Source organism: Aeromonas sp. FDAARGOS 1417 (assembly GCF_019046985.1).
Taxonomy (GTDB): domain Bacteria; phylum Pseudomonadota; class Gammaproteobacteria; order Enterobacterales; family Aeromonadaceae; genus Aeromonas; species Aeromonas veronii.
Map to the genome: position 1 here is coordinate 2,220,638 of NZ_CP077221.1, position 26,785 is coordinate 2,247,422.

General features: G+C 58.5%; 25 protein-coding genes. 12 read left to right on the forward strand and 13 right to left on the reverse strand.

Annotated elements, in window-relative coordinates; genetic code table 11:
- Positions 1-129 precede the first annotated feature (129 nt).
- Positions 130-1,023 carry a DUF535 family protein gene (locus I6L47_RS09955; protein WP_100652902.1) on the forward strand — a complete coding sequence of 298 codons (894 nt, stop codon included), beginning with the start codon at positions 130-132 and terminating at the stop codon, positions 1,021-1,023.
- A gap of 69 nt (positions 1,024-1,092) precedes the next feature.
- Here the strand turns inward: I6L47_RS09955 and I6L47_RS09960 are convergent, their stop codons facing one another.
- The 8 genes from I6L47_RS09960 to I6L47_RS09995 all read right to left on the reverse strand — a co-directional run bounded on the left by I6L47_RS09960 (position 1,093) and on the right by I6L47_RS09995 (position 9,228).
- A complete protein-coding gene (locus tag I6L47_RS09960) occupies positions 1,093-2,019 on the reverse strand; it encodes a L,D-transpeptidase family protein (protein WP_216949241.1) in 927 nt (308 codons plus the stop codon).
- 187 nt (positions 2,020-2,206) lie between these two features.
- On the reverse strand, positions 2,207-3,448 hold the full coding sequence (locus tag I6L47_RS09965) for a mechanosensitive ion channel family protein (RefSeq protein WP_101529604.1): 1,242 nt from the start codon (positions 3,446-3,448) through the stop codon (positions 2,207-2,209).
- 143 nt (positions 3,449-3,591) lie between these two features.
- Positions 3,592-4,791: an acetate kinase gene (locus I6L47_RS09970; RefSeq protein WP_216949242.1), complete on the reverse strand. Its 1,200-nt coding sequence runs from the start codon at positions 4,789-4,791 to the stop codon at positions 3,592-3,594.
- A 274-nt stretch (positions 4,792-5,065) separates the two neighbouring features.
- Complete coding sequence (locus I6L47_RS09975; protein ID WP_216949243.1) at positions 5,066-5,536, reverse strand: YhcH/YjgK/YiaL family protein; 471 nt, start codon at positions 5,534-5,536, stop codon at positions 5,066-5,068.
- Between the two features lie 317 nt (positions 5,537-5,853).
- Complete coding sequence (locus I6L47_RS09980; RefSeq protein ID WP_005335527.1) at positions 5,854-6,960, reverse strand: 1-acyl-sn-glycerol-3-phosphate acyltransferase; 1,107 nt, start codon at positions 6,958-6,960, stop codon at positions 5,854-5,856.
- A gap of 130 nt (positions 6,961-7,090) precedes the next feature.
- Positions 7,091-7,789 carry an aspartate/glutamate racemase family protein gene (locus I6L47_RS09985; RefSeq protein WP_216949244.1) on the reverse strand — a complete coding sequence of 233 codons (699 nt, stop codon included), beginning with the start codon at positions 7,787-7,789 and terminating at the stop codon, positions 7,091-7,093.
- 126 nt (positions 7,790-7,915) lie between these two features.
- Positions 7,916-8,506 carry a LysE family translocator gene (locus I6L47_RS09990; RefSeq protein WP_005335534.1) on the reverse strand — a complete coding sequence of 197 codons (591 nt, stop codon included), beginning with the start codon at positions 8,504-8,506 and terminating at the stop codon, positions 7,916-7,918.
- A gap of 125 nt (positions 8,507-8,631) precedes the next feature.
- Positions 8,632-9,228, reverse strand: a complete 597-nt coding sequence (locus I6L47_RS09995; RefSeq protein WP_100645168.1) for a LysE family translocator — start codon at positions 9,226-9,228, stop codon at positions 8,632-8,634.
- 116 nt (positions 9,229-9,344) lie between these two features.
- On the opposite strand from I6L47_RS09995, the gene I6L47_RS10000 reads away from it, so the two are divergent.
- The 3 genes from I6L47_RS10000 to I6L47_RS10010 all read left to right on the forward strand — a co-directional run bounded on the left by I6L47_RS10000 (position 9,345) and on the right by I6L47_RS10010 (position 13,073).
- Positions 9,345-10,721, forward strand: a complete 1,377-nt coding sequence (locus I6L47_RS10000) for a PLP-dependent aminotransferase family protein (RefSeq protein WP_216949245.1) — start codon at positions 9,345-9,347, stop codon at positions 10,719-10,721.
- A gap of 54 nt (positions 10,722-10,775) precedes the next feature.
- On the forward strand, positions 10,776-11,243 hold the full coding sequence (locus I6L47_RS10005) for a hypothetical protein (protein WP_216949246.1): 468 nt from the start codon (positions 10,776-10,778) through the stop codon (positions 11,241-11,243).
- Between the two features lie 168 nt (positions 11,244-11,411).
- Positions 11,412-13,073: a hypothetical protein gene (locus tag I6L47_RS10010; RefSeq protein ID WP_216949247.1), complete on the forward strand. Its 1,662-nt coding sequence runs from the start codon at positions 11,412-11,414 to the stop codon at positions 13,071-13,073.
- 116 nt (positions 13,074-13,189) lie between these two features.
- Here I6L47_RS10010 and I6L47_RS10015 read toward each other — a convergent pair whose 3' ends face one another.
- Positions 13,190-13,603, reverse strand: coding sequence for a CBS domain-containing protein (locus I6L47_RS10015; protein WP_021229522.1), 414 nt, complete (start codon positions 13,601-13,603; stop codon positions 13,190-13,192).
- A gap of 154 nt (positions 13,604-13,757) precedes the next feature.
- On the opposite strand from I6L47_RS10015, the gene I6L47_RS10020 reads away from it, so the two are divergent.
- From I6L47_RS10020 to I6L47_RS10030, 3 genes are read left to right on the forward strand one after another with little or no spacing between them, the layout of a single operon-like run.
- Positions 13,758-15,668: an ABC transporter ATP-binding protein gene (locus I6L47_RS10020; protein ID WP_216949248.1), complete on the forward strand. Its 1,911-nt coding sequence runs from the start codon at positions 13,758-13,760 to the stop codon at positions 15,666-15,668.
- Positions 15,661-16,122, forward strand: coding sequence for a DUF2390 domain-containing protein (locus I6L47_RS10025; RefSeq protein WP_005343337.1), 462 nt, complete (start codon positions 15,661-15,663; stop codon positions 16,120-16,122). Before I6L47_RS10020 ends, I6L47_RS10025 begins: the two co-directional genes overlap by 8 nt.
- Complete coding sequence (locus tag I6L47_RS10030; protein WP_216949249.1) at positions 16,116-16,970, forward strand: 23S rRNA (adenine(2030)-N(6))-methyltransferase RlmJ; 855 nt, start codon at positions 16,116-16,118, stop codon at positions 16,968-16,970. The genes I6L47_RS10025 and I6L47_RS10030 overlap by 7 nt, the downstream gene beginning before the upstream one ends.
- Positions 16,971-17,074: 104 nt before the next feature.
- On the opposite strand, the gene I6L47_RS10035 is transcribed toward I6L47_RS10030, so the two are convergent.
- Entirely contained in the window at positions 17,075-17,281 is a 207-nt protein-coding gene (locus I6L47_RS10035) for a hypothetical protein (RefSeq protein ID WP_043821654.1), read from the reverse strand.
- A 191-nt stretch (positions 17,282-17,472) separates the two neighbouring features.
- On the opposite strand from I6L47_RS10035, the gene I6L47_RS10040 reads away from it, so the two are divergent.
- The gene (locus I6L47_RS10040; protein WP_139443349.1) at positions 17,473-17,838 is read left to right on the forward strand and encodes a DUF2061 domain-containing protein; all 366 of its coding nucleotides are present in this window, start codon (positions 17,473-17,475) and stop codon (positions 17,836-17,838) included.
- 186 nt (positions 17,839-18,024) lie between these two features.
- Positions 18,025-18,621: an MliC family protein gene (locus I6L47_RS10045; RefSeq protein WP_047439463.1), complete on the forward strand. Its 597-nt coding sequence runs from the start codon at positions 18,025-18,027 to the stop codon at positions 18,619-18,621.
- A 39-nt stretch (positions 18,622-18,660) separates the two neighbouring features.
- Here I6L47_RS10045 and I6L47_RS10050 read toward each other — a convergent pair whose 3' ends face one another.
- The gene (locus I6L47_RS10050; RefSeq protein ID WP_216949250.1) at positions 18,661-19,836 is read right to left on the reverse strand and encodes a retropepsin-like aspartic protease; all 1,176 of its coding nucleotides are present in this window, start codon (positions 19,834-19,836) and stop codon (positions 18,661-18,663) included.
- A gap of 455 nt (positions 19,837-20,291) precedes the next feature.
- On the opposite strand from I6L47_RS10050, the gene I6L47_RS10055 reads away from it, so the two are divergent.
- The 3 genes from I6L47_RS10055 to I6L47_RS10065 all read left to right on the forward strand — a co-directional run bounded on the left by I6L47_RS10055 (position 20,292) and on the right by I6L47_RS10065 (position 23,655).
- Positions 20,292-20,720, forward strand: coding sequence for a VOC family protein (locus I6L47_RS10055; RefSeq protein ID WP_216949251.1), 429 nt, complete (start codon positions 20,292-20,294; stop codon positions 20,718-20,720).
- Between the two features lie 129 nt (positions 20,721-20,849).
- Entirely contained in the window at positions 20,850-22,583 is a 1,734-nt protein-coding gene (locus I6L47_RS10060; protein ID WP_216949252.1) for an ATP-dependent endonuclease, read from the forward strand.
- Between the two features lie 250 nt (positions 22,584-22,833).
- Positions 22,834-23,655, forward strand: a complete 822-nt coding sequence (locus I6L47_RS10065) for an alpha/beta fold hydrolase (protein ID WP_216949253.1) — start codon at positions 22,834-22,836, stop codon at positions 23,653-23,655.
- Positions 23,656-23,717: 62 nt separating this feature from the next.
- Here I6L47_RS10065 and eno read toward each other — a convergent pair whose 3' ends face one another.
- Positions 23,718-25,019: a phosphopyruvate hydratase gene (gene eno, locus I6L47_RS10070; RefSeq protein WP_005335583.1), complete on the reverse strand. Its 1,302-nt coding sequence runs from the start codon at positions 25,017-25,019 to the stop codon at positions 23,718-23,720.
- Positions 25,020-25,108: 89 nt separating this feature from the next.
- The gene (gene pyrG / locus I6L47_RS10075) at positions 25,109-26,746 is read right to left on the reverse strand and encodes a glutamine hydrolyzing CTP synthase (protein WP_005343329.1); all 1,638 of its coding nucleotides are present in this window, start codon (positions 26,744-26,746) and stop codon (positions 25,109-25,111) included.
- Between the last annotated feature and the right edge of the window lie 39 nt (positions 26,747-26,785).

Sequence of the window (26,785 nt, forward strand, 5' to 3'; positions counted from 1 at the left end):
CATATCGTCGCAACGGCAGCTATTGAGCGTTATGTTTTCACATTTTGTTACTATCCATTTTTTTACAAGCCAGCGCCCCGCTCCTACACTCCCCGCCCTGTCTCATCACACCAGTCAGAGGTCGGCACCATGTCATCTCATCTGTCACACCTGCGAACCCTCGCCCGCCGCCTTCACCCGGTGGAGGAGTCGGGTCATCTCATCCGACGGGCCAAGTATGTGGGGCGTCTCTGGCTCAATCCCGGCGCCCGCGCCCTCTATCGCCAGCAGCAGGAGCAACCGCTGCTGGCGCAGGCGATCAGCCGCTTCCCCGATATTCTGGAAAAGCCGATCCACCCCTATCGCCACAAGGGGCTCCGCAAGCGCTTGCGAGCGGGGCTTATCAGCGGCCACTACCAGCAGCTGGCTCGCCAGCTGCCCAAGGCGCAACAACTGGCAATCTACAGCGGGCGCGGCCTGCTGCTGGCCCAGTGGCAGAGCGACAAGCTGACGGCCCCCCTCACTCTGCAACTGGATTACCAAACCCACATGGGCAAAGAGGGAGAGATGAGCCTGACCCTCAAGCTGGGTGACGCTGCGCTCTATTACATGGCCCTCAATCTGCGCCCCGCGCCGAACCCGACCCTCGAGATCTGCTCGCTGCAGGGCGGCAAGGGGCAGAGCGAGGAGATCAAGCAGGTCACCAAGGCGTGCGGCGGGCTGCGCCCCATGTCCCTGCTGGTCTATATGGCCGCCGAGCTTGCCCGGGGGTTGGCGTGCAAAAGCCTGCTCGGGATCCGCACCCAAAGCCACGTCTATCAGAGCAGCAAGCGCACCGCCGATCGGGTCAAGTTCGATCTCGACGGCTTGTGGCAGGAGCATCAGGGCAGCGTGCAGGATGAACTCTGGATGAGCCTGCCGCTGGAGGTGCCCCGCAAGACGCTGGAGGAGATCCCCTCCCGCAAGCGGGCCAGCTACAAGGCGCGCTATCAGCTGCTCGACCAGCTCGGTAGCGAGCTGCAGGCAAATCTGCTACGAAGCTGAGTCAGCACAGCAGAAACACAAAGGGCGAACAGCATGCTGTTCGCCCTTTGTCGTGACGGGGATTTGCCGTTAGCGGTTGATCGCCATCGGCATGCCGTTGCGCTGCTCCAGCGCCTGCTTCACCAGTTGGGAGTCGCTGTCGGCGTGGGCAATGAAGCGGGTCACCGCCGGGGTCATCGGCAGCGGTGCCGGCAGCTTGGAGTTGAACTCCTCTTCGCTGCGCGACAACGGCTGGTGCACTTCCAGATAGCGGACACCGTTGGGCTCGAGAGAGGCCATGATCGGCTGGTTGACGAACTGGACGCGAGTACCGACCGGTACCTGCTTGAACAGGTAGGCGATGTCGTCGTTGCGCAGACGTACGCAACCGTGGCTCACCCGCAGGCCGATACCGAAGTTGGCATTGGTACCGTGGATGGCGTACATCTTGCCGATGTAGAGGGCAAACAGACCCATGGGGTTGTCCGGGCCGGCCGGCCAGACCGCAGGCAGGCTCTCGCCACGGGCGGCATATTCGGCATGCATCTTGGCGGTCGGGGTCCAGGTCGGGCCCGCTTTCTTGCGCTGCACGCTGGTCACCCAGTTTTCCGGGGTGTCGGTGCCGAGCTGGCCGATGCCGATGGGCAGCACTTCCACCACTTTTTTACCCTTGGGGTAGTAGTAGAGGCGCATCTCGGCCACGTTCAGCACGATCCCTTCACGGGGTGCATCCGGCAGGATCAATTGCTGGGGGATCACCAGCTTCTCGCCGGTCTGTACCAGCAGGGGATCCGCATCGGGGTTGGCTTCGGTCATGTTGGTGAGCCCCAGCTGGAATTTGGCCGCAATGGCCTCCAGCGGCTGGCCGTTCTCTTCGGCCGGAACCACGTATTCCAGATTTTCCCCTACCAGACGGCTGTTGGCCGCAGGCAGAGCATATTCAACAGCGAAAACCGGCGCAGCGGTCAGCAGCAGGCTGTAGCAGAGTGTTGCCACACTATTGCGAAGGAGCTTCATAACTTTCCCATGATGATGACTTGAAGTGACGTCTCTGGGCTGGCAGCTGATCAAGAGGGGATCAGGGGCGCGAAGAGAAGGCCGCCATTTTTCTCCTCTGCACGGCAAATTTCAACTGACAAGTGGCGACGGGTCGATGATTAATATGCGGATTTTTCCGCGTCCCCGACCCGCCCGGTTTCCCTGTTTATCCCCGTTGCCAGGCACGCATATCGTAACCTGTGGGAGATTGATGCAACCGCAGATGAAATTGCTCAATGATGGCGAAGATATGGTCGAAAATATCGGCCTGGATCCCTTCGTAATCGGCCCATGCGGTGGTCGCGGTAAAGCAGTAAATTTCCAGCGGCAGACCGTCTGACGTGGGTGCCAGCTGACGCACCATCAGAGTCATGTCCTTGCGAATGCCGGGGTGGGCACGCAGGTAGGCATCCAGATAGGCGCGCAGGGTGCCGAGGTTGGTGAGGTGACGACCGTTGATGGGACAACTCAATGCATCGCTCAGCTGCTGGTTGTAAGCGCTCAGCTCCTGCTCCTTGCGACTGAGATAGGGAGCTAACAGTTGCGCCTGCTTGAGCTGCAACTGCTCCTCGGCCGTCAGAAAGCGCACACTGGTCATGTCGATATTGACGCTGCGCTTGATGCGGCGGCCGCCCGACTCGGTCATCCCCTGCCAGTTCTTGAAAGAGTCGGAGATCAGGGCATAGGTGGGAATGGTGGTGATGGTCTTGTCCCAGTTCGACACCTTGACCGTGGTGAGGCCGATGTCGGTCACCTCGCCATCGGCGCCGTACTTGTCCATCTGCAGCCAGTCACCGACACTCAGCATCCGGTTGGCGGAGAGCTGGATCCCCGCCACCAGCCCGAGGATGGGGTCCTTGAACACCAGCATCAGCACTGCGGTCATGGCACCCAGACCGCTGAACAGGAACAGCGGCGACTTGCCGAGCAGCAGGGCGATCATCAGGATGCCCACCAGAATGCTGCCTACCAGCTTGGCCCCCTGGAAGATGCCGCGCAGGGGCAAATCCCGACCAAGGCGGGTGTAACGGCTCACCGACAACAGGCAGTCGAGCAGGGCGAAGAAGGCCAGCAGCAGGAACAGCAAGATCCAGAGCTGGGCCACCATCTCGATAAGCTTGAGGCTGTCCGATTGACGGGGCAGCCAGATCTCCGCCTGACCGAGCAGCACGGCCCCCTGCAGCACGAAGGCGAGCCGGTTGAAGAGGCGCTGTTGCAGCTGGGGCGGCAGCCACACCTGTTTGGCCTTGCCGAGGATCCCCACCAGCCGGACCAGCAGTACCCGGTGCAGCGCCATGTGCAGCAGCAACGAGGTGATGACGATAAAGCCCAGCGCGATCACCAGCGCCATCATGCTGGTCACTTCCACCCCAAGGCCCGACAACCAGTTAAAAAACGCCTCTTTCATTGCTCTCTCCCGAACCGGGCAGCCCGCTGGCTGCAAAAACAGTGGTGGTCAGGGTACCGCTCCCCTCCCCCATGTCAAATCGGCGTACGCCATAAATGACAACGCCCGGCACAGGCCGGGCGTTGTTTCAAAGCGAGGCTGACTTAGCAGACCAGACTCAGGGCATCGCGGGCGATGACCAGCTCTTCGTTGGTCGGGATCACCATGGCGCAACGGCTGTCGGCGGTGGTGATGCGACCTTCGCCACCCAGTACGGCAGCGTTGTTGGCCTCTTTGTCCACCTTGAAGCCGAACAGGGCCAGACGGTTCAGCACCATCTCGCGCACCATGGCGGCGTTCTCACCGATACCGCCGGTGAAGACCACGGCGTCCAGACGACCGTCCATCGCAGCGGCATAGGCGCCGACATACTTGGCCACACGGTAGGTGAAGACATCCAGCGCACGCTTGGCACCGGCGTCGGTGGCGTAGTTGGTGGTGACGTAGCGGCAGTCGCTGCTCGCTTCGGTCATCCCCAGCAGACCGGACTCTCGGGTCAGGGTGTTGTTGATCTGCTCCACGCTGTAACCGAGCTGGTCGTGCATGAAGAAGACCACGGCCGGATCGATATCACCGGAGCGGGTACCCATCGCCAGACCTTCCAGCGGAGTCAGACCCATGGAGGTGTCAACGGATTCGCCGTTCTTGATGGCGCAGACAGAGGCACCGTTACCCAGGTGGCAGTTGATGATGTTCAGTTCATTCAACGGCTTGCCCAGCTCTTTCGCGGCTTCTTCCGCGATGTAGCGGTGAGAAGTACCGTGGGCACCGTAACGACGGATGCCGTGTTCGCGGTAGAGCTTGTGCGGCAGCGCATAGAGGTAGGCCTCTTGCGGCAGGGTCTGGTGGAAGGCGGTGTCGAAGACGGCCACGTTCTTCTCGGACAGCTGCGGGAACACTTTCAGCGCGGCGCGAATACCGATGAGGTGCGCCGGGTTGTGCAGCGGGGCGAACGGAATAGCGGCTTCGATACCGGCGATCACGCCGTCATCAATACGCACGGAGCGGGAGAACTGCTCGCCACCGTGTACGATTCGGTGACCGATGGCCACCAGTTGCTCGGCAAGAGTCGGATCCTGCGGCAGGATGTGACCCACGATATGGTCGAGGGCCTCCTGGTGAGCGGCACCCGCTCCCAGCATGGCTTCGCCCTTGACCCCGTGGAGTTTCCATTTGATACGTGCATCATCCAGATTGAAGCATTCGGCCAGGCCGGACAGCATGTCCTCACCTGTTTCGGCGTCCATTACGGCAAATTTCAGGGAAGAGCTACCGCAGTTAAGGATCAATACCAACTTGCTCATTTTCTACATCTTCCTGTGCTTCGGCTTTATGCCGACAGTGTCGTGTCATCCAAAAGAGGATGGGATTCCCCTGCCGGGGGCTTATGGTCGCAGGAGGGTGCGTCCAATTTTTCAATTCTTGCTCTTGAAAGAGTGATCGCAGCTTGTGGTGCGTATCACTGGTTTCAATGCTTGCTCTTGAAAGAGTCATCGCAACTTGTGGTGCGTATCACTGGTTTCAATGCTTGCGAGTCTCAACGCATCAGCTGCGCAGGGCTCGCCTCAATGGGAGTGCTCAGGCGATAGCCAGCAGATCCTTGTGTACCTTGACCACCAGCTTCTTCACCTTGGCGGGCTGGTTGAAGGCACAGAGCGGGCGGTGCAGCTCGCCCGGCCAGAAGATGGCGAAATCGCCCGGTTGCAGCGCCAGATAGCTGGTCTGCTCGTCATCGACAAACCAGAGGTCGGGATGGGGATGGTCGGCGCCGTCGCTCACGTAGTCGTGGGGGCCCACACCTATCCACTCTTCACCGCGCAGCAGCAACTGGATATCGAGATACTGCTGATGGAACTCGCCACGGCGATCCGCGGCTGGCTCGGTCAGATCCTCGCTCACCAGACAGAACAGGTTCAGGCCATCGATCTCGGTCTTGCCAAGGGGCGCCTCACGCCAAAGGGCAACGCTTTTGACCACCTCGACCATGATGCGATCCAGCGGGGCAGGCAGCGGCGTACGCTGCAACGTGTTCAGGCTACCGGTGATCATGGTGCGAGCATCTTCCTGTTAGGTATATCTGCGCGGCATCTTTGCCAGCCAACGAAAAAGGACCTGTGACAGGTCCTTCAATAATGCCGTCTGCAATCCGTGCAAACCGGTTTAGAGCTTTTGCTCATGTTCAGCTATATGGGCACTGTTACACACTCGTCAGCACCTTGCCAAGAGACATAATCCCATTTTCATAGTGATCGTACCAGCTGAAACCATATTATTCACCACCCTTTCCCCCTCGACTTTGACCAGACGCAAAAACGGGCGCATCAGCGCCCGTTTTTTTCGCAAAACCGTTTAGCTACCGGTTTCATTCAAGCCTTTTTGGCGTTTTCCACCGGTTTGGCGTACATGGCACGCCAGATCGCCTTGTGCTCTTCCGGCACCTCTGACTGACGGGTCAGGAAGGCAGCCTGTTCGATGGTATTGGCCTTGCCGGAAACATCGGCCGCCAGATAGTTGCTGGGGAAGAGGTGGTAGCTGCTCCAGATCGCCTTGTCGATCAGCGCGGCCAGTTCGTCCGGATCGCTGAAGCCTTCGGTGATCGGCGCGCCGAAGGAGACGTGTACCCGCCCCTTCATGCCGACGATACCGGCGACGATACTCTCGATATCCTCGAACTCGCCTTTCTCGTAGCTGCCGTTGACCGACTTCTCGTAGAGCTCGCGCGCCTTCGCCTTGTCGGTCGGATCCAGCTCGTAGCTGATGCTGACCGGCACGATATTGAGGCTGCGCATGTAGTCGACGAAGTCGATCTTCTGCTTCTTGCCGTCAACGTAAAACATCTTGAGGATGGCGGGATCTGTCTTGTCATCGCCATTCTTGGCGCGCCCTTCCTTCTGGGCGATCCAGATGGAGTGACCTTCGTGAACCGAGTTGCCAATATAGGCAGACAGCTCACCGAGCGCCTTCATCATCTCTCGCGGCCCCTTGGCGGAGCGTTTGACGATAAAGCTCTTGTTGAGCTTCATCAGCTCGGTGGCGCAGGGTTTGCGCAGCAGGTTGTCACCGATGGCGATACGCACGGTATCGAAACCGTGGGTGTGCAGCCCCCAGTTAACAAACGCCGGGTCCATGGCGATGTCTCTGTGGTTGGAGACAAACAGATAGCCCTGCTCTTTTTTCAGATGCTCGATCCCGGAGAAGGTCACCCCCTTGGTGGAGGTGGCGATCATGCGGGACATGTACCGGGTGACCCCCATCTGGACCTGATGCACTGTGGTCACTTTTGACCATTTGCGGCGCAGGAACAGGCGGATCAGCGGGCGAATGGCCCAACCCAGCCAGCTCATCAGGGAACCGAAACGATACTTGGCGATGGCGCCGATAAATTCATCATCCTGGATCAGCCGTTCGATGGCTGCCGGCACTTCTTCATCGCGGTAGGGGCGAATATCCGCGAATCTATCTACTTCAGTCACAATGTCAGCCTTGCATGCTAGGAAACCGCAGCCAACCCGCGTTGGCCGGGGAAAATTCAGGGCGCAATTTTACACGCTTTTATGGCAAGGGGTATGAGACAAGCATGAATAGTGAGATCTGACCAGTTTATTAATCGGATGCCAGTGCCAGCGCGACCGCCGCTTCGGCATGGATGGCAGTGGTGTCGTAGAGCGGCACCGCCGCCCGGGCATCCCCCACCAGCAGGGCAATCTCGGTACAACCGAGGATCACCGCCTCGGCACCCGCGGCCGCCAGCCCCTCGATAATGGCCAAATACTCGGCCCGCGACGATTCGCGGATCTCCCCCAGACAGAGCTCGTCATAGATGATCCTGTGTACCCGCTCCCGCCCGGCCTCATCGGGTACCAGCACCGCCAACCCGAAGCGCTCCTGCAAGCGCCCCTTGTAAAAATCCTGCTCCATGGTGAAGCGGGTGCCGAGCAGGCCGACCCGGGTTATCCCGTCCGCCCGCAATTTGGCCGCAGTGGCATCGGCGATATGGAGCAGCGGGATATTGATGGCCGCCTCAATCTCGGGGGCGACCTTGTGCATGGTGTTGGTGCCGATCAGCAAGAAATCGGCACCGCCATCCTGCAACTTGCGCGCCTCCGCCGCCAGCAGACGGGCGGTAGCGGGCCAGTCACCGGCATGCTGCAACCGCTCGATACCGGCAAAGTCGACGCTATTGAGCAGCACCCGCGCCGAGTGCAAACCGCCAAGCTGCGCACGCACCCCGCGATTGAGCGCCTGATAGTAACTGACGGTGGACTCCCAGCTCATGCCACCCAGCAGACCGATACATTTCATATGAACTCCTTTCACCCCAAGGGAGGGCAGAACCACGCTACCTTGCAGGCAAGGTCACGCGGGCGAGATAAAAAAGGCCCCGCAGGGCCAACAAGACAGCCGGTAAAGGCCCGGGTCAACCTCGGGCTAAATCCAGATCATCCCGACACAGGCGGCCGTCGCCAGCCCCATGCCGAGATTGAAACGCCGCCAGCCCCGGGCGGTGCGAATGATTTGCCGCACCTGGGCACCAAACAACACCCAGAACGCTCCGGTGTAGAGGCCGGTAATAAAGAAGATCACCAACACCCAGAGCGCAGAGGGCCAGTAAGCCTCCCCCGCCAGGGTGAAACCGCTGATGGCAGAGAGCGCCATCATCCACGCCTTGGGGTTGAGCAGTTGCAGCATAGCCCCCTGATGGGCGGGAATGAGCGGCCGGTTGCCCTCGGCTGGGCCGCTGGCCGTCGCCACCTTCCACGCCAGCCAGAGCAGATACGCCGAGCCGATAAGCTTGAGGCCGTCGTGCAGCAGCGGCACCTTCTCGAACACCACGCCAAGCCCCAGCGCGGTAGCGAGGATCATCAGATTGATCCCCCCGACCACCCCAACCAGCAGGGGAATCGTGCGGCGAAAACCCTGCGCCGCCCCGGCGCTGGTGAGCAACATATTGTTGGGCCCCGGCGTGCCGCAGGTAACCAGGGCAAACCCCGCCAGGGGCAGTAACCAGTTCAGATCCATCTCAACCTCTTGTCGATGCAACGCCCCCGTTATGGGGAAAGCCTTCTAATATGCAGAGCCGACCCCGTGGCGACAAGTCAGAAATGCCTCTTTCTCGGCTACCTCCCCCATCAGCGCAACACGGCTCAATACCAGAGCATCACCACGCAGAGCGCCGTCAGCAGACCGAGGGAGCCGTTGAGTCGCCGCCAGCCCCGATCCGAGCTTATCCAGTTGCTCAGCTGATGGCCGAACAGTACCCAGACAAAGCAGACCGGCAGGGCCACCAGCACAAACATGACCATCACCGCCAGCTGACTCGGCCAGTAACTGGCGCCGGGCAGGCTGAACAGACTGATGGCGGAGATCCCCATCATCCACGCCTTGGGATTGAGGAACTGAAAGCCCAGCCCCTCCAGCATGGTTAGCGGACGGGCCCTCCGGGCCGGATCCCCCGGCGCCCCGGCCACCGCGATACGCCACGCCAGCCACAGCAGATAGAGGCTGCCGAAGATCTGCAAACCGAGCCGTAGCAGGGGCCAGCGCTCGAACAGCGGATAGAGCCCCAGCGCCAGCACCAGTTGCAACACCGGCTGCCCCAGCCCCACCCCGAGCAGATGTGGCAGGGTGCGACGCACCCCGAAGTTGGCACCGGAGGCCGTCAACATCAGGTTGTTGGGCCCCGGCGTACCGCAGGTGAGTACGGCAAAACCGAACAGGGTGACATACCACTCCATCGTCATATTGTGACTCCTTGCTCGCCACATTGTATCGATACAATGCGTGCTATTTGGTTGTTATCAGGTTGAAATTCACGCTATATTGACAACAAATTTTGATCAATGGATTTATTGTCACCATGACAATCTGGACACCCGACCTTACGGCCTTCGATGGCCCCCTCTACCTCAAGCTGGTCAAAGCGATCGAACAGGGGATCGCGAATGGCGAGCTGCCAACGCAGACCCGATTGCCTACCCACCGATCCCTGGCGGATCGTCTGGGTGTCACCGTCGGCACCGTCACCCGCGCCTACAGCGAGGCGGAGCGGCGCGGCCTGCTGGCCGCCCGGGTGGGGCACGGCACCTGGGTCAAGGGAGCGAACACGGATCCCGCCAATGAGTGGGTGATCCGCCAGGAGGAGGGGCACCGCATCGAGCTGTGGCAAAACCTGCCGGTGCAGCTGGATCGGGCGGCCGTCATTCGCCCCATGTTGGGGGAAGTGGCGGACGGGGATCTCAACGCCCTGCTCGGCTACGACAAGGAGGCGGGACGACCGGATCAGCGCCAGCAGTTCGTCAACTGGCTGGCGGAGCAAGGGGTGGCCTGCTGTGAGGAGCGCCTGCTGTTCAGCCACGGCGCCCAGCACGGCATCATGCTGGCGCTGCTGGCGACCGGCTGCGTGGGGGAGACCATCCTGTGCGAGGGGCTGAGCTACCCCGGTATGCTGGGTAACGCTCGCCAGCTGAAGAATCAGGTGGTGGGGCTGGCGATGGACGAGGAGGGGCTGCTGCCCGAGGCGCTGGACGCCGCCTGCCGCACCCGCCGGGCCAAGCTGCTATACCTCACCCCGACCCTGCAAAACCCCACCACCGCTATCATGAGTCTGGCGCGGCGGGAGGCCATCGTCGCCATCGCCCGTCGCCACGATCTGCTGATCATCGAGGATGACGTCAACGGCCTGCTGCCCCAGCAACCTGTGATCCCTCTGGTCAATCTGGCGCCGGAGCGGGTCATCTATCTGGGCAGTCTGGCCAAGATCGCCTGCGGCGGCCTGCGGGTCGGCTTCGTGCTGACGCCCCCTGCCCTGCGCAGCGCCTTCGCCCAGACCATGCGGCTGTCGAGCTGGATGGTGAGCCCGCTGCTGATCGAACTGGCCTGCAAAATGGTCAGTCAGCGCCAGATCATGCCGCTGGTCGAGCAGCAGCGAGAGATCCTCAAACGCCGTGGCGAACTGCTGCGCCACCTGCTGCCCGCCGCCCGCTGGCAGCCGGGCAGCATGCACGCCTGGCTGCCGCTGCCGGAGCCCTGGCGCAGCCAGCAGTTTGCTGCCGCCGCCGACGCCCTTGACGTTGGCGTGGCGAGCGGGGAACACTTCGCCGCCGGTCAGTTTGCCGCTCCGCAAGGGGTGCGCCTGAGCCTGAGCCAACCCGCCACCGACGCCCGGGTCGGCGAAGGGCTGGCCCGTCTGGCCCAACTGCTGCAGGGGACGCCCCCCAGCAATCCCCTGCTATAGTCAGGGCCAGCCGACCTGACCTTCACGCTTCATCGTCATAGCCAAGGAGATGCCGTGCCCCCCATCAGAGCCGCCCTGTTGCTTGCCACCCTGTTGTTGGGTGGCTGCGCCTCGTCAACGACCCACCAGCAGCTGGGGGCCGCGCTCAATGGACTGGAAGGGGAGTTGCAACGACTGGAAGAGGAACTGGCGGCCATGAACGGCTTGCACTATCAAAAGGCGATCGATGCGCCGCTCAGTTTGCGCCGCGCACTCGGGGCGCCGCAGCCCACCCCAGAGGGGCTGGTGCCGGTGGCCAGCAAGCTGGAAGATGGGCCACTCCTTCACTATCAATACCGACTGCCAGCGGGGATGGCGAGCCTGCCCCAGGACAACCTCTGCCAGCGCTACGAGTTCGAGCTGCGTCATCTGGGCCGCCTCGGCAAGCTGGAATTAAACTGGCTGGGGGAACAGGGCAAGGGGTCGCGGCTGATCCGCCAGAGCGACTGCCCCTTCGGGGCACAGGCCCGCCCTCGGCAATAACAGGTTGCAGCACTGAGAGATGGCATAACCGATTGAAATAACAGCCCATAGTGCGTCCTCCAGCCCCCTGCTGGCTACTGTCAGCTTTTCACTCAGCGAGTGCTGTGCCTATGTTCCTCTTGGGTCTACCATAATCAACCTAATGGTTTGCTCACAGGAAGTACCTGCATGACGATACTGCTGCTCGAAGAGGATCCCCTGCTCCGTAGCGCCATCACCCGGGAACTGACCGAACAGGGGGTGCCCGCCGACCGGATCCACTACCACAGCCATCCAAACCACGAGCGCAGTGGCCTGCTGGCCCTACTGCAACAGCACGCCTTCGACGCCATCATCTGTCAGCAGGACAAGCAGCAGGATCTTGACGGAGCCCGGCTGCTGCACGAAGCGCACTATCTCGGCCTGCTGCAACCCGGTTGCGTATTGCTGCTACTCGATGCCGATCAGAGCGAGCAGGAGTTTCTCCCCTCGGATCTCTACTTCTCCCTCTATCTGGCTCTTCCCTTCATGACCCAGCAGCTCACCGCGGTGCTCGGCCAGCTGGTGAAGTTAAGCAACCTGACCCGCACGCTGGCCGCCCCCATTCTGCTGCGGGAGTGGCAACTGGCTACCGCCCTCTGTGAAGACTTGCTGTTTCAACGGGAGAATCGCTCGCTGACCCCTTGGCTGGATCGGCTCAAGGGCTACCTGCTGCTGCAATCGACCGAGCGGATCACTGCCGCCCAGCACTATGCCCTCTGTGCCAACGAGTATCAGGCGAGCTGGCCAAGGGCCGGGCTCTTCTACGCCATGCTGGGGCTCGGCAAATTACAAAGCGCCCAGACCGACTTGCAGCGCCATCATGCCAGCGTCTCGATGGCCACCCGGCTGGAGCTGCAACTCGCCAGCCAGCTGCATCAGCATCACTGGCTGGCGGCGTGGGAGACCATGGGAGAGCTGCTGCAGATCCGCCCCCATCAGCCACGCTGGCACCAGCTGGCGATGTTGCTCGGGCTGGTGCTGCAAGATGAGGAGAAGGTGCTGGAACAGGCCAACAGCCTGACCCTGCGCCACTTCGGCGAGCAGCGCGTCCGGCTCGCCATCGACAGCTTCATGCTCAATGCCAGTCTGGCGGTGCTGTGGCACGCCCCCTCCGGCAACCGGATCCGCTCCCTGCAACAGGAGTGGGAGCACCTCAAGCGCACCGTCCACCTGCAACCCCACGAATATGAGCTGCTGCAGGCGTTGATGCTGGGGCTGGATTACCGCTTTGACGAGGCGCTGATCCTGATTGCCCACCACCAGCCGGATGAGGGGAGCGACAACCACCTCACCCTGCTGCTCGGCTTTGCGGTCAGCCAGTTCTGCGGTTTGCCCCACCACGCCCAGCGCTACCTGACCCAGCTGACCCACTACCGCGTCAGGGTGGCGCCCCACCCGCTGACCCGCCAGCTGTTCCACCATCTGGTGGCCGAGCTGGGCCAGCGCCTGACGGCGAGAGAGCAGCGGCTGGGCGAACTGCGCCAGCTACGCCACAAGGCGATGCAGGCCAGCCAGTATCAGACAGCCCTGCAAGCGGGCTTGCAGCTGCTGGAGGAGTTCCCCGCCCTGCCGGGCGATGCCTGGCAACTGCTGGAGCTGCTGCAACACTGCTGGCCTGCGGGTATGGCCGCTCCCAGGGTGGCGCTGCTGGTCGATACCCTGGAGCGGCGCCTCAAGCACAGCCCCGCGTTTCTCGATCAACATGCCCAGCAGTACCAGCGCACCCTGCAGGAGATCCGCACTCATCTTCAGCCGCACCTCTCCGGCAGCGGCCCCTCCTGTCTTGTCGCAGGGCAGCCAGAGCCATGATGATGCTGGCGGCGTGCAAACCGGCATTGTCGGCAAAGCCAATATAGAGAGAGGGGAGCCTTGGCTCCCCTCTCTCTATATTGGTTCTCTGTCAGCTGATGGCGATGAGCGTCGGCTCAAACCAGCGCGTCACTCTCCAGCGCCGCCTTGAGAAAATCTTTCCAGCTGATGATGCCGACCAGGGCGCCATTCTCCAGCACCGGCAGGCAGGAGACCCCCTTCTCCAGCATCAGCTTGACGCCGTCGCGCACGGTGAGATGGGGGGCGATGGTGACGGGGTGGCGGCTCATGATCTGATGAGCCCGCTTGGTGAGGGTTTCGGTATCACGGCTCATCTCGGCTTCGGAGTCGAGATAGGGGCTGATGGCACGGAACAGATCCCGATCCGAGATGACCCCCACCAGCTCACCCTCCTCCAGTACCAGCAGGTGGCGAAAGTGAGCCTGCTCGAAGATATCCTTGATGACACTGAGTCGATCATCCATTGAAACGGTGGCGACCCGGGTCGTCATAATATCCCTGATATGCATGCTAACCTCCCGTAACCAAACTGGTTTCTCTGTTATGGCATGTTTTTGCAGCGCCAGCCAGTGGCCAGCCCTTCGCTACAGTGCAAATCAGCGTCATTTCACGTAAGATCCGCGCCAGTTTTTCTCCTCCATTTTGAGCAAGCAGATCCCACCCATGATAGTTGCCAGTCAAATCGAACTGATCCGCGGCGGCCGCAAGCTGCTGGACAACGCCTCCGCCACCATTCACCCCGGCCACAAAGTGGGTCTGGTGGGCAAAAACGGCTGTGGCAAGTCCACCTTTTTTGCACTGGTACGGGGCGAGCTGGCCATCGACAGCGGCACCTTCAGCCTGCCCGCTGGCTGGCAGATTGCAGGCGTCGCGCAGGAGACCCCGGCGCTCGACTGCTCCGCGCTTGAGTATGTGATCGACGGCGACAAGGAGTTCCGCTCGCTGGAAGCCCAGCTGGCGCAAGCCGAGCAGGATGACAATGGCCTGTTGGTAGCCGAGCTTCACGGTCGCCTCGATACCATAGGCGCCTACAGCATTCGCGCCCGCGCCGCCGAACTGCTGCACGGCCTCGGTTTCAGCGACGAGCAACTCAGCTCGCCGGTGCGCAGCTTCTCCGGTGGCTGGCGCATGCGCCTCAACCTCGCCCAGGCGCTGCTCTGCCGCTCCGATCTGCTGCTGCTCGATGAACCGACCAACCACCTGGATCTCGATGCGGTGATCTGGCTGGAGAAGTGGCTCAAGGGCTATCAGGGCACGCTGGTGCTCATCTCTCACGACCGCGATTTCCTCGATTCGGTCATCAGCCGCATCATCCATATCGAGAACGGCAAGCTCAACGAATACACCGGCGGCTACTCCGATTTCGAACTGCAGCGCGCCGAACAGCTGGCCCAGCAGCAGTCCATGTACGAGAAACAGCAGCGGGAGATGTCCCACATGCAGGCGTATGTGGACCGCTTCCGCTACAAGGCCTCCAAGGCCCGTCAGGCCCAGAGCCGCCTGAAAGCGATGGAGCGGATGGAGAAGATCCTGCCCGCCCACGCCGACTCCGAATTCAGCTTCGAGTTTCGCGAGCCGTCTGCCCTGCCGACCCCGCTGATCGCCATGGAGAACCTCTCTGCCGGTTACGGTGACAAGGTGATCCTGGAGAAGATCAAACTCAATCTGGTACCGGGTTCGCGCATCGGTCTGCTCGGTCGCAACGGCGCCGGCAAGTCCACCTTTATCAAGATGCTGTCGGGCTCCAACCCGCCGCTCTCCGGCAAGCTCGAAGTGAGCGCCGGGGTGAGCATCGGCTACTTCGCCCAGCATCAGCTGGAGACCCTGCGTCTCGATGATTCCCCGCTCGATCATCTGGCCCGCCTCGCGCCGGACAAGACCGAGCAGGAGCTGCGCAACTATCTGGGCAGCTTCGGCTTCCACGGTGACAAGGCGCTCGACAAGGTGGCCCCCTTCTCCGGCGGCGAAAAAGCGCGGCTGGTGCTGGCGCTGATCACCTGGCAAAAGCCGAACCTCCTGCTGCTCGATGAACCGACCAACCACCTGGATCTGGAGATGCGCCACGCCCTCACCATGGCGCTGCAAGGCTTCGAAGGGGCCATGGTAGTGGTCTCCCACGACCGTCACCTGCTGCGTACCACCACAGATGACTTCTATCTGGTGCACGGTGGCCGGGTCGAGCCGTTCGACGGCGATCTCGACGACTACCACAAGTGGCTCGGCGAGCAGGAGAAAGAGGCCAACGCCAAACCGGCCGATGGCCCGGTCTCCGCCAACTCGGCGGTAGCGCGCAAGGATCAGAAACGGCGCGAGGCGGAGTTTCGGCAAGCGACCCGTCCCCTGCGCCAGAAGCTGGAAAAGCTCGAAGCGAGCATGGAGAAGCTACAGGGCAAGCTGGCCGACATCGAGAATCAGCTGGCCGACCCCGCCATCTACGAAGAGAGCGCTAAAACCAAGCTCTCCGAACTGCTCAAATCCCAGGGCCCCCTCAAGGAGCAGCTGGAAGAGGTGGAGCTGGAGTGGATGAGCCTCTCCGAAGAGCTGGAAACCATGGAGCAAGCCTTCTTTGCGTGACGAACAGCTGATGGCCAGCGAGCGGGTCGCGGTCCACGAATTGCCGACGCCGATCGGCTTCTGGCACTGGAGCGGCAAGGTCTATGGTGAGCGCAGCCAGGATTGGCTCACCGTGCAGGAGCAGGGGGGCAACGTCAATCTGGCGCTGCTGCTGCACCGGCTCGATCAACTCGGCATCGTGGTCGATCTGACCGACCTGCAACCGGCGCTGGTGCAGACCGAAGCGGTGCTGACCCCGTGGCGCGCCCTGCGCCAGAGCGCCAAGACGCGACTCGACGAGCAGCAGTATCAGTCGATGCTGGCCCACGAACTGGAGCTGGAGCGGCTGCAACAGGGCGTCCTGTTGCAGACCCTGCGCAGCCTCTCCCTGTTTCGCGGCAACAGCCGCAATTTGTTGAACTATCTATCGTTACTGGGTGCCCAGCAGGGCCCCCTCAGAGATCTAATATGCTGAGCTACCGCCACGCCTTTCACGCCGGCAACCATGCCGACGTGCTGAAACACGCCGTTCAGGCCCTGATCATCGAGTCCCTCAAGAAGAAGGAGAAACCCTTCATCGTGCTGGACACCCATGCCGGTGGCGGTCTCTACGACCTGCGCGGCGACTGGTCCCAGAAGAAGGCCGAGTATGCCGATGGCATCGGCCGCCTGTGGGACGAGCGGGCCCAATGGTCTGCCATGGCCCCCTATCTCGGCGTCATCGAAGAGATGAACAGCGATGGCGAGCTGCACTACTACCCCGGCTCGCCGGAGCTCTCCCGTCGCCTCACCCGCGAGCAGGACAAGCTGGCGCTGATGGAGCTGCACAACAACGAAGTGGACGATCTGCGAGCCAATATGGGTTACGACCCCCGCGTTGCCGTGCACCACCGTGACGGCTTCGAGGGGCTGATCGCCCTGCTGCCACCGACCCCGCGCCGCGGGCTGGTGCTGATCGACCCGCCCTATGAGCTCAAAGAAGATTACTTCGCGGTGGTCGATACCCTGAAAAAGGCGCAGAAACGCTGGGCGACCGGCATCTACGCCCTCTGGTATCCGATCCTCGGGCAAGAGGCAGACAAATCCCGCGACATGCTGCGCGCCATCAAGCGAGAGAACTTCGGCAACGTCCTGGTGGCCGAGCTGGAAGTGGCCGGTCAGACTGCCGACTGGGGCATGAACGGTTCAGGCATGCTGATCATCAGCCCGCCCTGGATGCTGGACGAGCAGATCGAAGCCTTCCTCAAACCGCTGTGCGCCAAGCTGGCGCAGGGTGCCGGCGCCCAGTACAAGGTGGAGTGGCTCAACAAGGCCGAGGGTTGATCCCCCGCCCCTACGGCGCTCACCGAGTTCAAAAGCAAAAGCCCCATCACGGGGCTTTTTCTATTGGTGCGGCCGGTGTGTGCGGCAGCCTGAACCTGCGCGCCCTATGAGCGGGCGGGCAGATCCTGTTTCAGCGCAACCAGCAACAGGGCCAGCAGGCCAAAGGGCGGAAACAGACAAAGCAGGGAGCAGATAAGGGTGATCAGCGCCGGATGCTCGCTCTTGCGGCGCGCCAGTCGCCAGGCGATGAGGCCGACGATGACCATCAGCAACGCAATGAACTGGCCAAGCAGGGTGGCATTGATATTCATGAAAGATCCTTTTTCATGGGCAAGTGTGAAGAACCTGTACTTTATCGCCTTGGTTGCGATTGGCAACCGCTGAACCGCACCGGCCACTCTCCCGTTGATAGGTTCTCTCTATTCTGGCAATAGATGAGAATAGTTTTCATTTAATCTCATTTCGGCGGATACTCTCATCATCAACAGAGGGAGCCGCCATCATGAAAAAGACCATCAGCTTTGCCATCCTGCACTTCGGTGTCGCCTTTACCGTGGCCTACTTGCTGACCGGTGAACTGCTGACCGCCAGCCTGATCGCCCTGATCGAGCCCGCCGTCAACACGGTCGCTTTCTACTTTCATGACCTTGGCTGGCACAAGCTCAAACCAAATCACAGCCTGCAGGCCAAGACCAGCAGCTTCGCGATGGTCCACTTCTCGGTGGCCTTCGGGGTTGCCTTCCTGCTGAGCGGCGAGCTGCTCACCGGCGGCGTGATGGCGATGATCGAACCGGCCATCAACACCGTGGTGTTCTTCTTCCACGAGCGGCTGTGGCGCGCCCGCAGTCAGCAACTGGCGCTGGCCTGATCAACCGGGCAACCCGCCTCCCCCTTTATCGCGGCCACAAAAAAACCGACATTCCGGCCAGGAGTGTCGGGTTTTTCCGTTTGGCAGCCATTCAGCAGTGCAAGTGCGCTCGCCCCCACAGCTGCATTGCCCTGTAGAGTGTGCTGTAGTAGGCAGATATGCCCTCCTCAGTGCTGGAATCTATCGATGAACAAGACCTTGCTTGCCACCCTGCTGTTTGCCCCTCTGCTGGCCAGCGCCGCAACCCCCTCCTTTGACTGCACCAAAGCCTCCGGGTCGGTCGAAACCCTGATCTGCAAGGATGCCGGACTGGCCGCCCTTGATAATGAACTGGCGGCCCTCTACCCCAAGGCGATTGCCGCGCTCTCTCCCGAACAGCTCAAGACCGAGCGCGCCATGCAGCGCGGCTGGATCAAAGGTCGCAACGACTGCTGGAAGGGGCAGGATCTGCGCCAGTGTGTGGAGGATAACTACCTGCTGCGGATCACCGAACTGCAGATCAGCGGCGGCCAGCTGATGGTGCCGGCACCGGTCAACTACCAGTGCGGCAAGAGCGTCACTCTCTCTACCTACTTCTATAACGATGCCAAGCTGCCCGCCGCGGTGATCAACCTGAGCGAGGGCGACAAGCAGCAACAAGTGCTCGCCTATGAAGCCCCCAGCGCCAGCGGCGCCCGTTATGAAGGGCAAAATCTCACCTTCTTCACCAAGGGGGACGACGCCACGCTGGAGCGTTACGGCCAGCCAACCCTCACCTGCATGGAAAATCCAACCAAGGGCTGAAGCTCATAGGGGCGGCTCATCTTGCCGCCCCCGCCTTGACTAGATGGCGATATCCAGCGGTTTTCCTTCCCGCACAATCCGCAACTTGAGCGACCCCGGCTGGCTAGTGCTGAGCAGTTCACGCACCTTGTCGATCTCGAGGGGACGATAAGCCACCCCGTTGATCTGCTCCAGAATGTCGCCGTTGGCCAGACCATAGGGGGCAAGATCCCGTTCATCGCTGTAGTAGACCTGCAGATGCTTGCCATCAAAGCGCACCCCGATATTGCGCAGGATTGGCGGCACTTTGCGCGCCAGGCTATCGGCGTCGTAGCAGAGCATCATCCGCCCGGGCATGATCGCAAAGCGATTGAAGCGGTTAACAAAATCCAGCCCCAGACCATACTGCTCATTGCTGTTTTCCGACACGCGCAGCTCACCGAGCTGGCGCTCATCAAAATGCAGGCCGGTGAGGATATGGTCACGCCCCTCCACCATACCGCTGGCGTCCACCCCTTTGCGTGGCGAGGCATCTTCGCCAGAGATCGCCTTCTGACTGGCCATAAAGTCGATAAAGGCATGGTCGGCATAGCTCTGATCGGCCCCGGTATCCAGATACATGCGCACGCTGCTCTCGCCGTGGGTCAGATACACTGCCGGGGAGCGGTTGTAGCTATCTTCATAGCCGATGCAACGCTCGAAGGTGGCTGCCGACGGTGCCGTCAGCAAAGCCGTGAGCTGATGTTTGTCGCGATCAAACACCCAGTTGAAACGGCGGATGGTGTCGATCCCGAGGATGCCATCGATACGGCTGCCAAGAGACTGGGAGAAAAGATCGAAATCAACGGTTGCCCACAGATCGCTGTCATCAATGGTGACCGACCCCAGCGAGAAGGGCTGCGGCTCAACAAAGCCAAGCTGCTCGCTGCCCAGTTGACTCGAAACGCTGCTTACACTGGCAAAATCAGCCTGATAGGCCCTGGGCAACTCGCTTAAGGTCAGCGCCTTGAAGCGACTGGCCAGACGACGATCGATAAAGGTGATACTGGCCCCGGTATCCAGCAAAAACTGGTACTGCTCACCGGCGATGGTGACGGGGATCAGGGGGGCACTTTCGTAATGCACCGTCAGCACTGGGCCGGGTGCATTGCGCTTGGTGGATGAATCCGGGGCTGTGCAGCCTTGGACGACGAACAGGGCCAACATGGCCAGCGCCACTTTGAACTGCGACTTCATAACTCTCCTTCCCGATAGCAGATGCCCCCGCGACGCCACCGCATAATGCTATCTTGTTGATTTATAGATAAATAAGCTATTTCAGCGGGGGATGCGGACAATAACAAAGAGTTTTATGCTGGTTCAAGCCAGATATTACCATGAATATTCTATGGTGATAGCTCAAGAATGGTTGTTCACGCTATCTCGGCGCGTCATCAATCGTGGGTGAGATTTGATTAATTTATTGATCTTGAACAGAAATCCTCAATATTGAGCTTTCTATCCACAGTGCCATGGTTAATATTGCCATTTGGCAACAATTGCCTCGTCGGAGTCTCCCATGAGCCATGCCAACCCCATCCCGTTGGTGAACCGCAGCAGACTGGAGGCTGAAATTCAGGGGCGGTAGCCATGCCAATTCCCCTGCCTGCCAAGCCGGTGACTCACCCACAACATGCAAATCAAGGTGGTGTATGGAAACACAAACCCTGTATCGAGGTCGCTTAATCGACCATATCCAGCTGGTGGTCAAAGATTTGGCTGCCAGCCAGCGCTTTTACACCGCAACCCTGGCCAGCCTCGATATTCCGCTGGGCGGCACAGGTGAGGGCTACTTCTGGGCAGACGAACTGTTTGTCACCGCTGTCGATAGCCCCGCCGCACTGGGGGTGTTGACCGGTCGCCACCACCTCGCCTTTCAGGCAAAAGATCGCGCCATGGTGGATCGCTTTTATCAGGCCGCACTGGCCAATGGCGGCAAAGATAACGGCGCCCCCGGTGAGCGAAATTATCACCGCGGCTATTACGCAGCCTTTGTCCTCGATCCGGATGGCAATAATATCGAAGCGGTTTATCACGGCGAGGCAAAACGCAGTGTGGATTCGGTGGCAATTCGGTTTTAGGAAAAGAACAGAGCATAAATGATATCAGCATCGCCATGCTATAACGAGGCAACTACGCCTCACTAAAAATAATGATGCCCTAGCTTTCCCATAGTTCTAGTCTCACAATTAAAATAATAGTTGGTGAAAATGAAAATAAAATCTTTGAAAGTAATCAGTTTTAGAAACATTAATGGTGAGAATAATGTGTTGGAGTTTAATGACTCTGATATTATTTTTATTTTTGGCCAAAACAATGTAGGTAAGTCCACATTTTTACGAGCCTATGAATACTTTGTAACACCTAAGAAAAAGAGTGTTTTATCAGATTTTCACAGATTTAATGAGGAAAACACTATTAGGATGGAAATGGTGTTTACAAAAGAAGTCGGTGATGAGGAGGTATTCGAGCGTAAAGGTCTTAATCGATGGGTATCTGCTCAAAACGAAATCCGATTTAGAAAAACATGGGTTAGTGCAGGAGTAGAAGGACAAAAAGAGACATTCGACCCCGTTGAAGGAGAATTTGTTAATAATGGTTTTGGTGGCTTCGATTCTCATTTGGCAAAAGAGGCTCCAACTCCAATCGTAATACCTGCTATGCCAACGCCAGAGGATTTAAGCAAATGGATTACTGATACAATTAAAAAACAAGTATTAAATACTCTATCAACGGAGCATGCTGATATTTATCAAGAGGCTCTTGATAAACTGAATGAACTTCAGACTCAAATTGAAGAAACTGATCTAATTAGAGGCTTTGCTAACAAAGCCAATTCTAACTTTCAAAAAGTTTTCCCTGAACTATCTCTATCTATCTCTCCTCTAATCGGTCAAAGCGTTGACGTAACTAAAGCATTAGATAAAGAATTTTGTGTTGCTATTAACCATGAAGGACAAGATGGTAAAAGTGATTTTAACTCACACGGGCATGGTGTAATTCGTCAAGCAATGTTTAATTTCTTGGGTCTATCTAAAAATGATTATAACCCAGAAGATGAAAATGAGGGAGTGAAGAAAGAATTCATTATATTGTTTGAAGAGCCTGAGTTATATCTTCATCCTAAACGGATCAGATTATTAAGAGATACCTTATATTCTCTTTGTCGAGCATCAAAATTTCAAATTTTATGTGCATCGCACAACCCTCAGCTCATTGATTTATCAAAACCTCATACTACCTTAGCTCGTTTGAATTCAAATGATGATGGAACAACCATCATACATCAAGTTGGTGATGATGTTTTCGATTCTCAGGGAGAGAATAGAGACCGCATATTAATGTTAAACCGCTTTAACCCACACATCTGCGAAACATTTTTTGCTGATGAAGTTATATTGGTTGAAGGGGATACTGAAGCAATAGTCGTAAGGCAACTCTTGCATGATCACTATCCTGAAAAAGATATTTTCGTTTTAAATACTGGCACGAAAAATAACATTCCATTTTTTGTTAAAGTCCTATCGCACTTTAAAATAAAGCAACATGTAATCCATGATAGCGATTGTAGATATCAGTATGATATACAAGGAAATGTTTTGTTGAAAAACGACCAAACACCAAAAGCAAATAGTGCATGGACTCTTAACCAAATCATTTGGGCTCAAATGGAGAGTAGTAATGCAAGATTCCCTGGAATTGTAAGACGTTACGTTTCAGTTCAAAACTTTGAAGATTCACACAATTACACTCATGATGTTAAAAAAGGAAAACCTTTATCAGCATGGGAGTTTTCACAACGCCTTGATATAGCTGGAAATGAATCCATAATTCGTTTTATTCGACAAATAGTGGGTATTGATCCTTATGTAACTGAGTTTACTCAGGCAGATCTAGAAAACATTGTTATTGAACGACATCATTTAGCTCCTAGGCTCGAGTAGCGCAGCCTATTCTGACAATCCTGAATCCCCCGCCACAAACTAAACAAGGATCGGAAGACCCCCTTGCGGGGTTGATATCGGCAGCCTTGGGGCAACCCAAGGCACATCGGAGTCAATATAAGCTGGATTTATGGATTTTCCGATAATGACCCAACTTTTGCTTATGCCAGCCTGAAAGAGGCTTCTTACCGGCCACAGGGCGCTTGTCATATACTCTTGTGCTCTTATGACACGCCGGGGAGGCGTTGATATGCAATCACAGACTCACACCTTTATCGTCAATGACAGCCCGCTGCCCTGCCTGCAGGCCGGTTCGGGCGAGCCGTTGCTGCTGATCCATGGCGCGCTGGCCAACCATACCCTCTGGCTCGAACATATCGAGCAGCTCTCACGTCACTACACCGTCTATGCTCCCACCCTGCGCCACTTTGGCGAGGCGGGCAAAAACGGGCCATTTGGTCTGGAGACCCACGCCATCGATCTGCTTGCTCTGCTGGAACAATTGCCGTGCGGGCCAGTGCATCTGGCGGGCTGGTCATACGGGGCGGATGTTGCCCTGACCGCGGCCCTGATGGCTCCGGAGCAATTCATAAGCCTATATCTGGTTGAGCCAGGCTGCCCGGGTGCCCTCGATGAACAGGGGATCGCTGCCTTTATGGCCGATGCCGGAGCCATGTTTGGCCCCGTGTTTGGCCAGGTTGGGGAAGGCTTGCTGCAAGAGGCCGTAGCGATCCTGATCGATGGTTCGGGTGGTTATGCAGGCTATTTTGCTGCACAACCGCTCAAGTGGCAGCAGGCACAGTTGGCAGAAGCCGACAGCCTGCCCAAGCAGTTGAGCCAGAGCGAGCGACCAGATTGGTCACCCGGGCGCCTTGCCATGCTCAACATGCCCACCTGCATCGTGCAGGGCGCAGATACCAGAGCGCTGTTTGCGCTGGTCTGTGAGGCTATTGGCAACGCCATTCCCGCCTGCGATCGCTTGCAGGTGCCGCACGCTGGGCACCTCTACCCCATCGAGCAGCCCGCGCTGTTTGTGCAGCATCTGCAACGCTGGCTCGAACAGCAGCCATAAAAAAACCGGAACCCAAGGGTTCCGGTTTTTTTCATTCCAGCCGAAGCTGGCAAACCAGCAAATTAAGCCTGGTTTTTAACTTCTTTCAGACCACGGAAAGGAGCTTTCGCACCCAGAGCTTCTTCGATACGGATCAGCTGGTTGTACTTGGCAACACGGTCAGAACGGCTCATAGAACCGGTCTTGATCTGGCCAGCAGCGGTACCAACAGCCAGGTCGGCGATGGTCGCGTCTTCGGTCTCACCGGAGCGGTGGGAGATGACGGCAGTGTAGCCAGCGTCTTTGGCCATCTTGATGGCAGCCAGAGTTTCGGTCAGGGAACCGATCTGGTTGAACTTGATCAGGATGGAGTTGGCGATGCCGTTGTCGATACCGCGCTTCAGGATCTTGGTGTTGGTTACGAACAGGTCGTCACCCACGATCTGGATTTTCTTGCCCAGTTCAGCAGTCTGGTAGGCGAAACCTTCCCAGTCAGATTCGTCCAGGCCATCTTCGATGGAGACGATCGGGAACTTGGTGGTCAGGTCAGCCAGGAAGTCGGAGAAACCGTTGGAGGTGAAGACACGACCTTCGCCTTTCAGGTTGTACTCTTTCTTCTCTGCGTCGTAGAACTCGGAAGCAGCGCAGTCCATAGCCAGGGTGATGTCGGTGCCCAGTTTGTAACCGGCAGCGGCAACGGCTTCAGCGATAACTTCCAGCGCTTCGGCGTTGGATTTCAGGTTCGGAGCGAAACCACCTTCGTCACCAACTGCAGTGTTGTAGCCCTTGGACTTCAGCACTTTGGCCAGGTTGTGGAACACTTCTGCGCCCATGCGAACGGCTTCTTTCAGGGTCTTGGCGCCAACCGGCTGGATCATGAACTCCTGGATGTCGACGTTGTTGTCGGCGTGCTCACCACCGTTGATGATGTTCATCATCGGCAGCGGCATGGAGTAAACACCCGGGGTGCCGTTCAGCTCGGCGATGTGGGCGTACAGCGGCATGCCTTTGGCAGCAGCGGCAGCTTTGGCGTTAGCCAGGGAAACAGCCAGGATGGCGTTGGCGCCGAACTTGGATTTGTTCTCGGTACCGTCGAGGTCGATCATGATCTGGTCGACAGTGGCCTGGTCCTTGGCATCTTTACCCAGCAGAGCTTGAGCGATCGGGCCGTTTACGGCTTCGATGGCTTTCAGCACGCCTTTACCCAGGAAACGGCTCTTGTCGCCGTCACGCAGTTCCAGCGCTTCGCGGGAACCGGTGGACGCGCCAGACGGAGCGGCTGCCATACCAACAAAACCACCTTCCAGGTGAACTTCGGCCTCAACGGTCGGGTTACCACGGGAGTCGATGATTTCACGACCGATCACTTTAACGATCTTGGACATGTGTATTTCCTCAGGTTTCGTAAAAAAACAACAAAAATATGCCAAAAAAAGCGGCTGTGGCACAGTGCCCCAACCGCATTTATTTTCAATTACTTCAAATTACGCTTCTGATACTCGCCTGCCGCCTTCACAAAACCGGCGAACAGAGCGTGGCCATCACGGGGAGTAGAGGTGAACTCCGGGTGGAACTGCGCAGCCACGAACCAGGGGTGATCCGGGATCTCGATGATTTCCACCAACTTCTTGTCGGCGGAGAGACCGGTCACTTTCAGACCTGCCGCTTCAATCTGCGGCAGCAGCTTGTTGTTTACTTCGTAACGGTGACGGTGACGCTCGTAAATGGTCGGGCTGCCGTACATCTGACGCACTTTGGAATCTTCGACCAGGTGGCAGAGCTGGGAACCCAGACGCATGGTACCGCCCAGATCGGACTTCTCGGTACGGGTCTCGATGTTGCCCTCTTCATCCACCCACTCGGTGATGAGGCCGACGACCGGGTACGCGCAATCTTTCTTGAATTCGGAGGAGTGAGCCCCTTCCATGCCCGCCACGTTGCGAGCGAATTCGATCATGGCAACCTGCATGCCGAGGCAGATACCCAGGTAGGGGATCTTGTTCTCGCGGGCATACTGGGCAGCCAGAATTTTGCCTTCCACACCGCGTTCACCGAAGCCACCCGGCACCAGGATAGCGTCCAGACCTTCCAGCAGCTCGGCGCCACGGGTCTCGATATCCTGAGAGTCGATGTACTTGATGTTGACGGAGTGACGGGTCTTGAGACCACCGTGCTTGAGCGCCTCGTTGACGGACTTGTAAGCGTCCGGCAGGGAGACGTACTTGCCGACCATACCGATGGTTACTTCACCAGTCGGGTTGGCCTCTTCGTAGATAACCTGTTCCCACTCGGACAAATCAGCTTCTTTGCACTCCAGACCGAAACGCTCGGTGAAGTAGGAGTCCAGATTCTGGGACTTGAGCAGTGCCGGGATCTTGTAGATGGAGTCGACGTCTTTCATGGAGATGACGGCGCGCTCGGGCACGTTGCAGAACAGGGCGATCTTGGCGCGCTCGTTGGCCGGAATGGCACGGTCTGAGCGGCAGATCAGCACATCCGGCTGGATACCGATGGAGAGCAGCTCTTTGACGGAGTGCTGGGTCGGCTTGGTCTTCACTTCACCGGCAGCAGCCAGGTAAGGAACCAGCGTCAGGTGCATGAACATGGCGTTGTTGCGGCCCACTTCGGCAGCCAGCTGACGAATGGCTTCGAGGAACGGCAGGGACTCGATGTCACCTACGGTACCGCCCACTTCGACGATGGCAACCTGATGGCCTTCGGCACCGGCAATCACCCGCTCCTTGATGGCGTTGGTGATGTGCGGGATAACCTGAATGGTGGCGCCCAGATAGTCACCACGACGCTCTTTACGCAGTACGTCGGCGTAGATACGGCCGGTGGTAAAGTTGTTGCGACGGGTCATCTTGGTGCGGATGAAACGCTCGTAGTGGCCCAAATCCAGATCGGTTTCGGCCCCGTCCTCGGTTACGAACACTTCACCATGCTGGGTCGGGCTCATGGTGCCCGGATCCACGTTGATGTACGGGTCCAGTTTCATGATGGTCACATCCAGACCACGGGCTTCCAGAATGGCTGCCAGAGAAGCTGCGGCAATGCCTTTGCCGAGGGATGAAACAACGCCACCAGTAACAAAAATATATTTGGTCGTCATGCTGAACCTGAAAGAAGTTTAGGGAATTTTAAGGGGTGC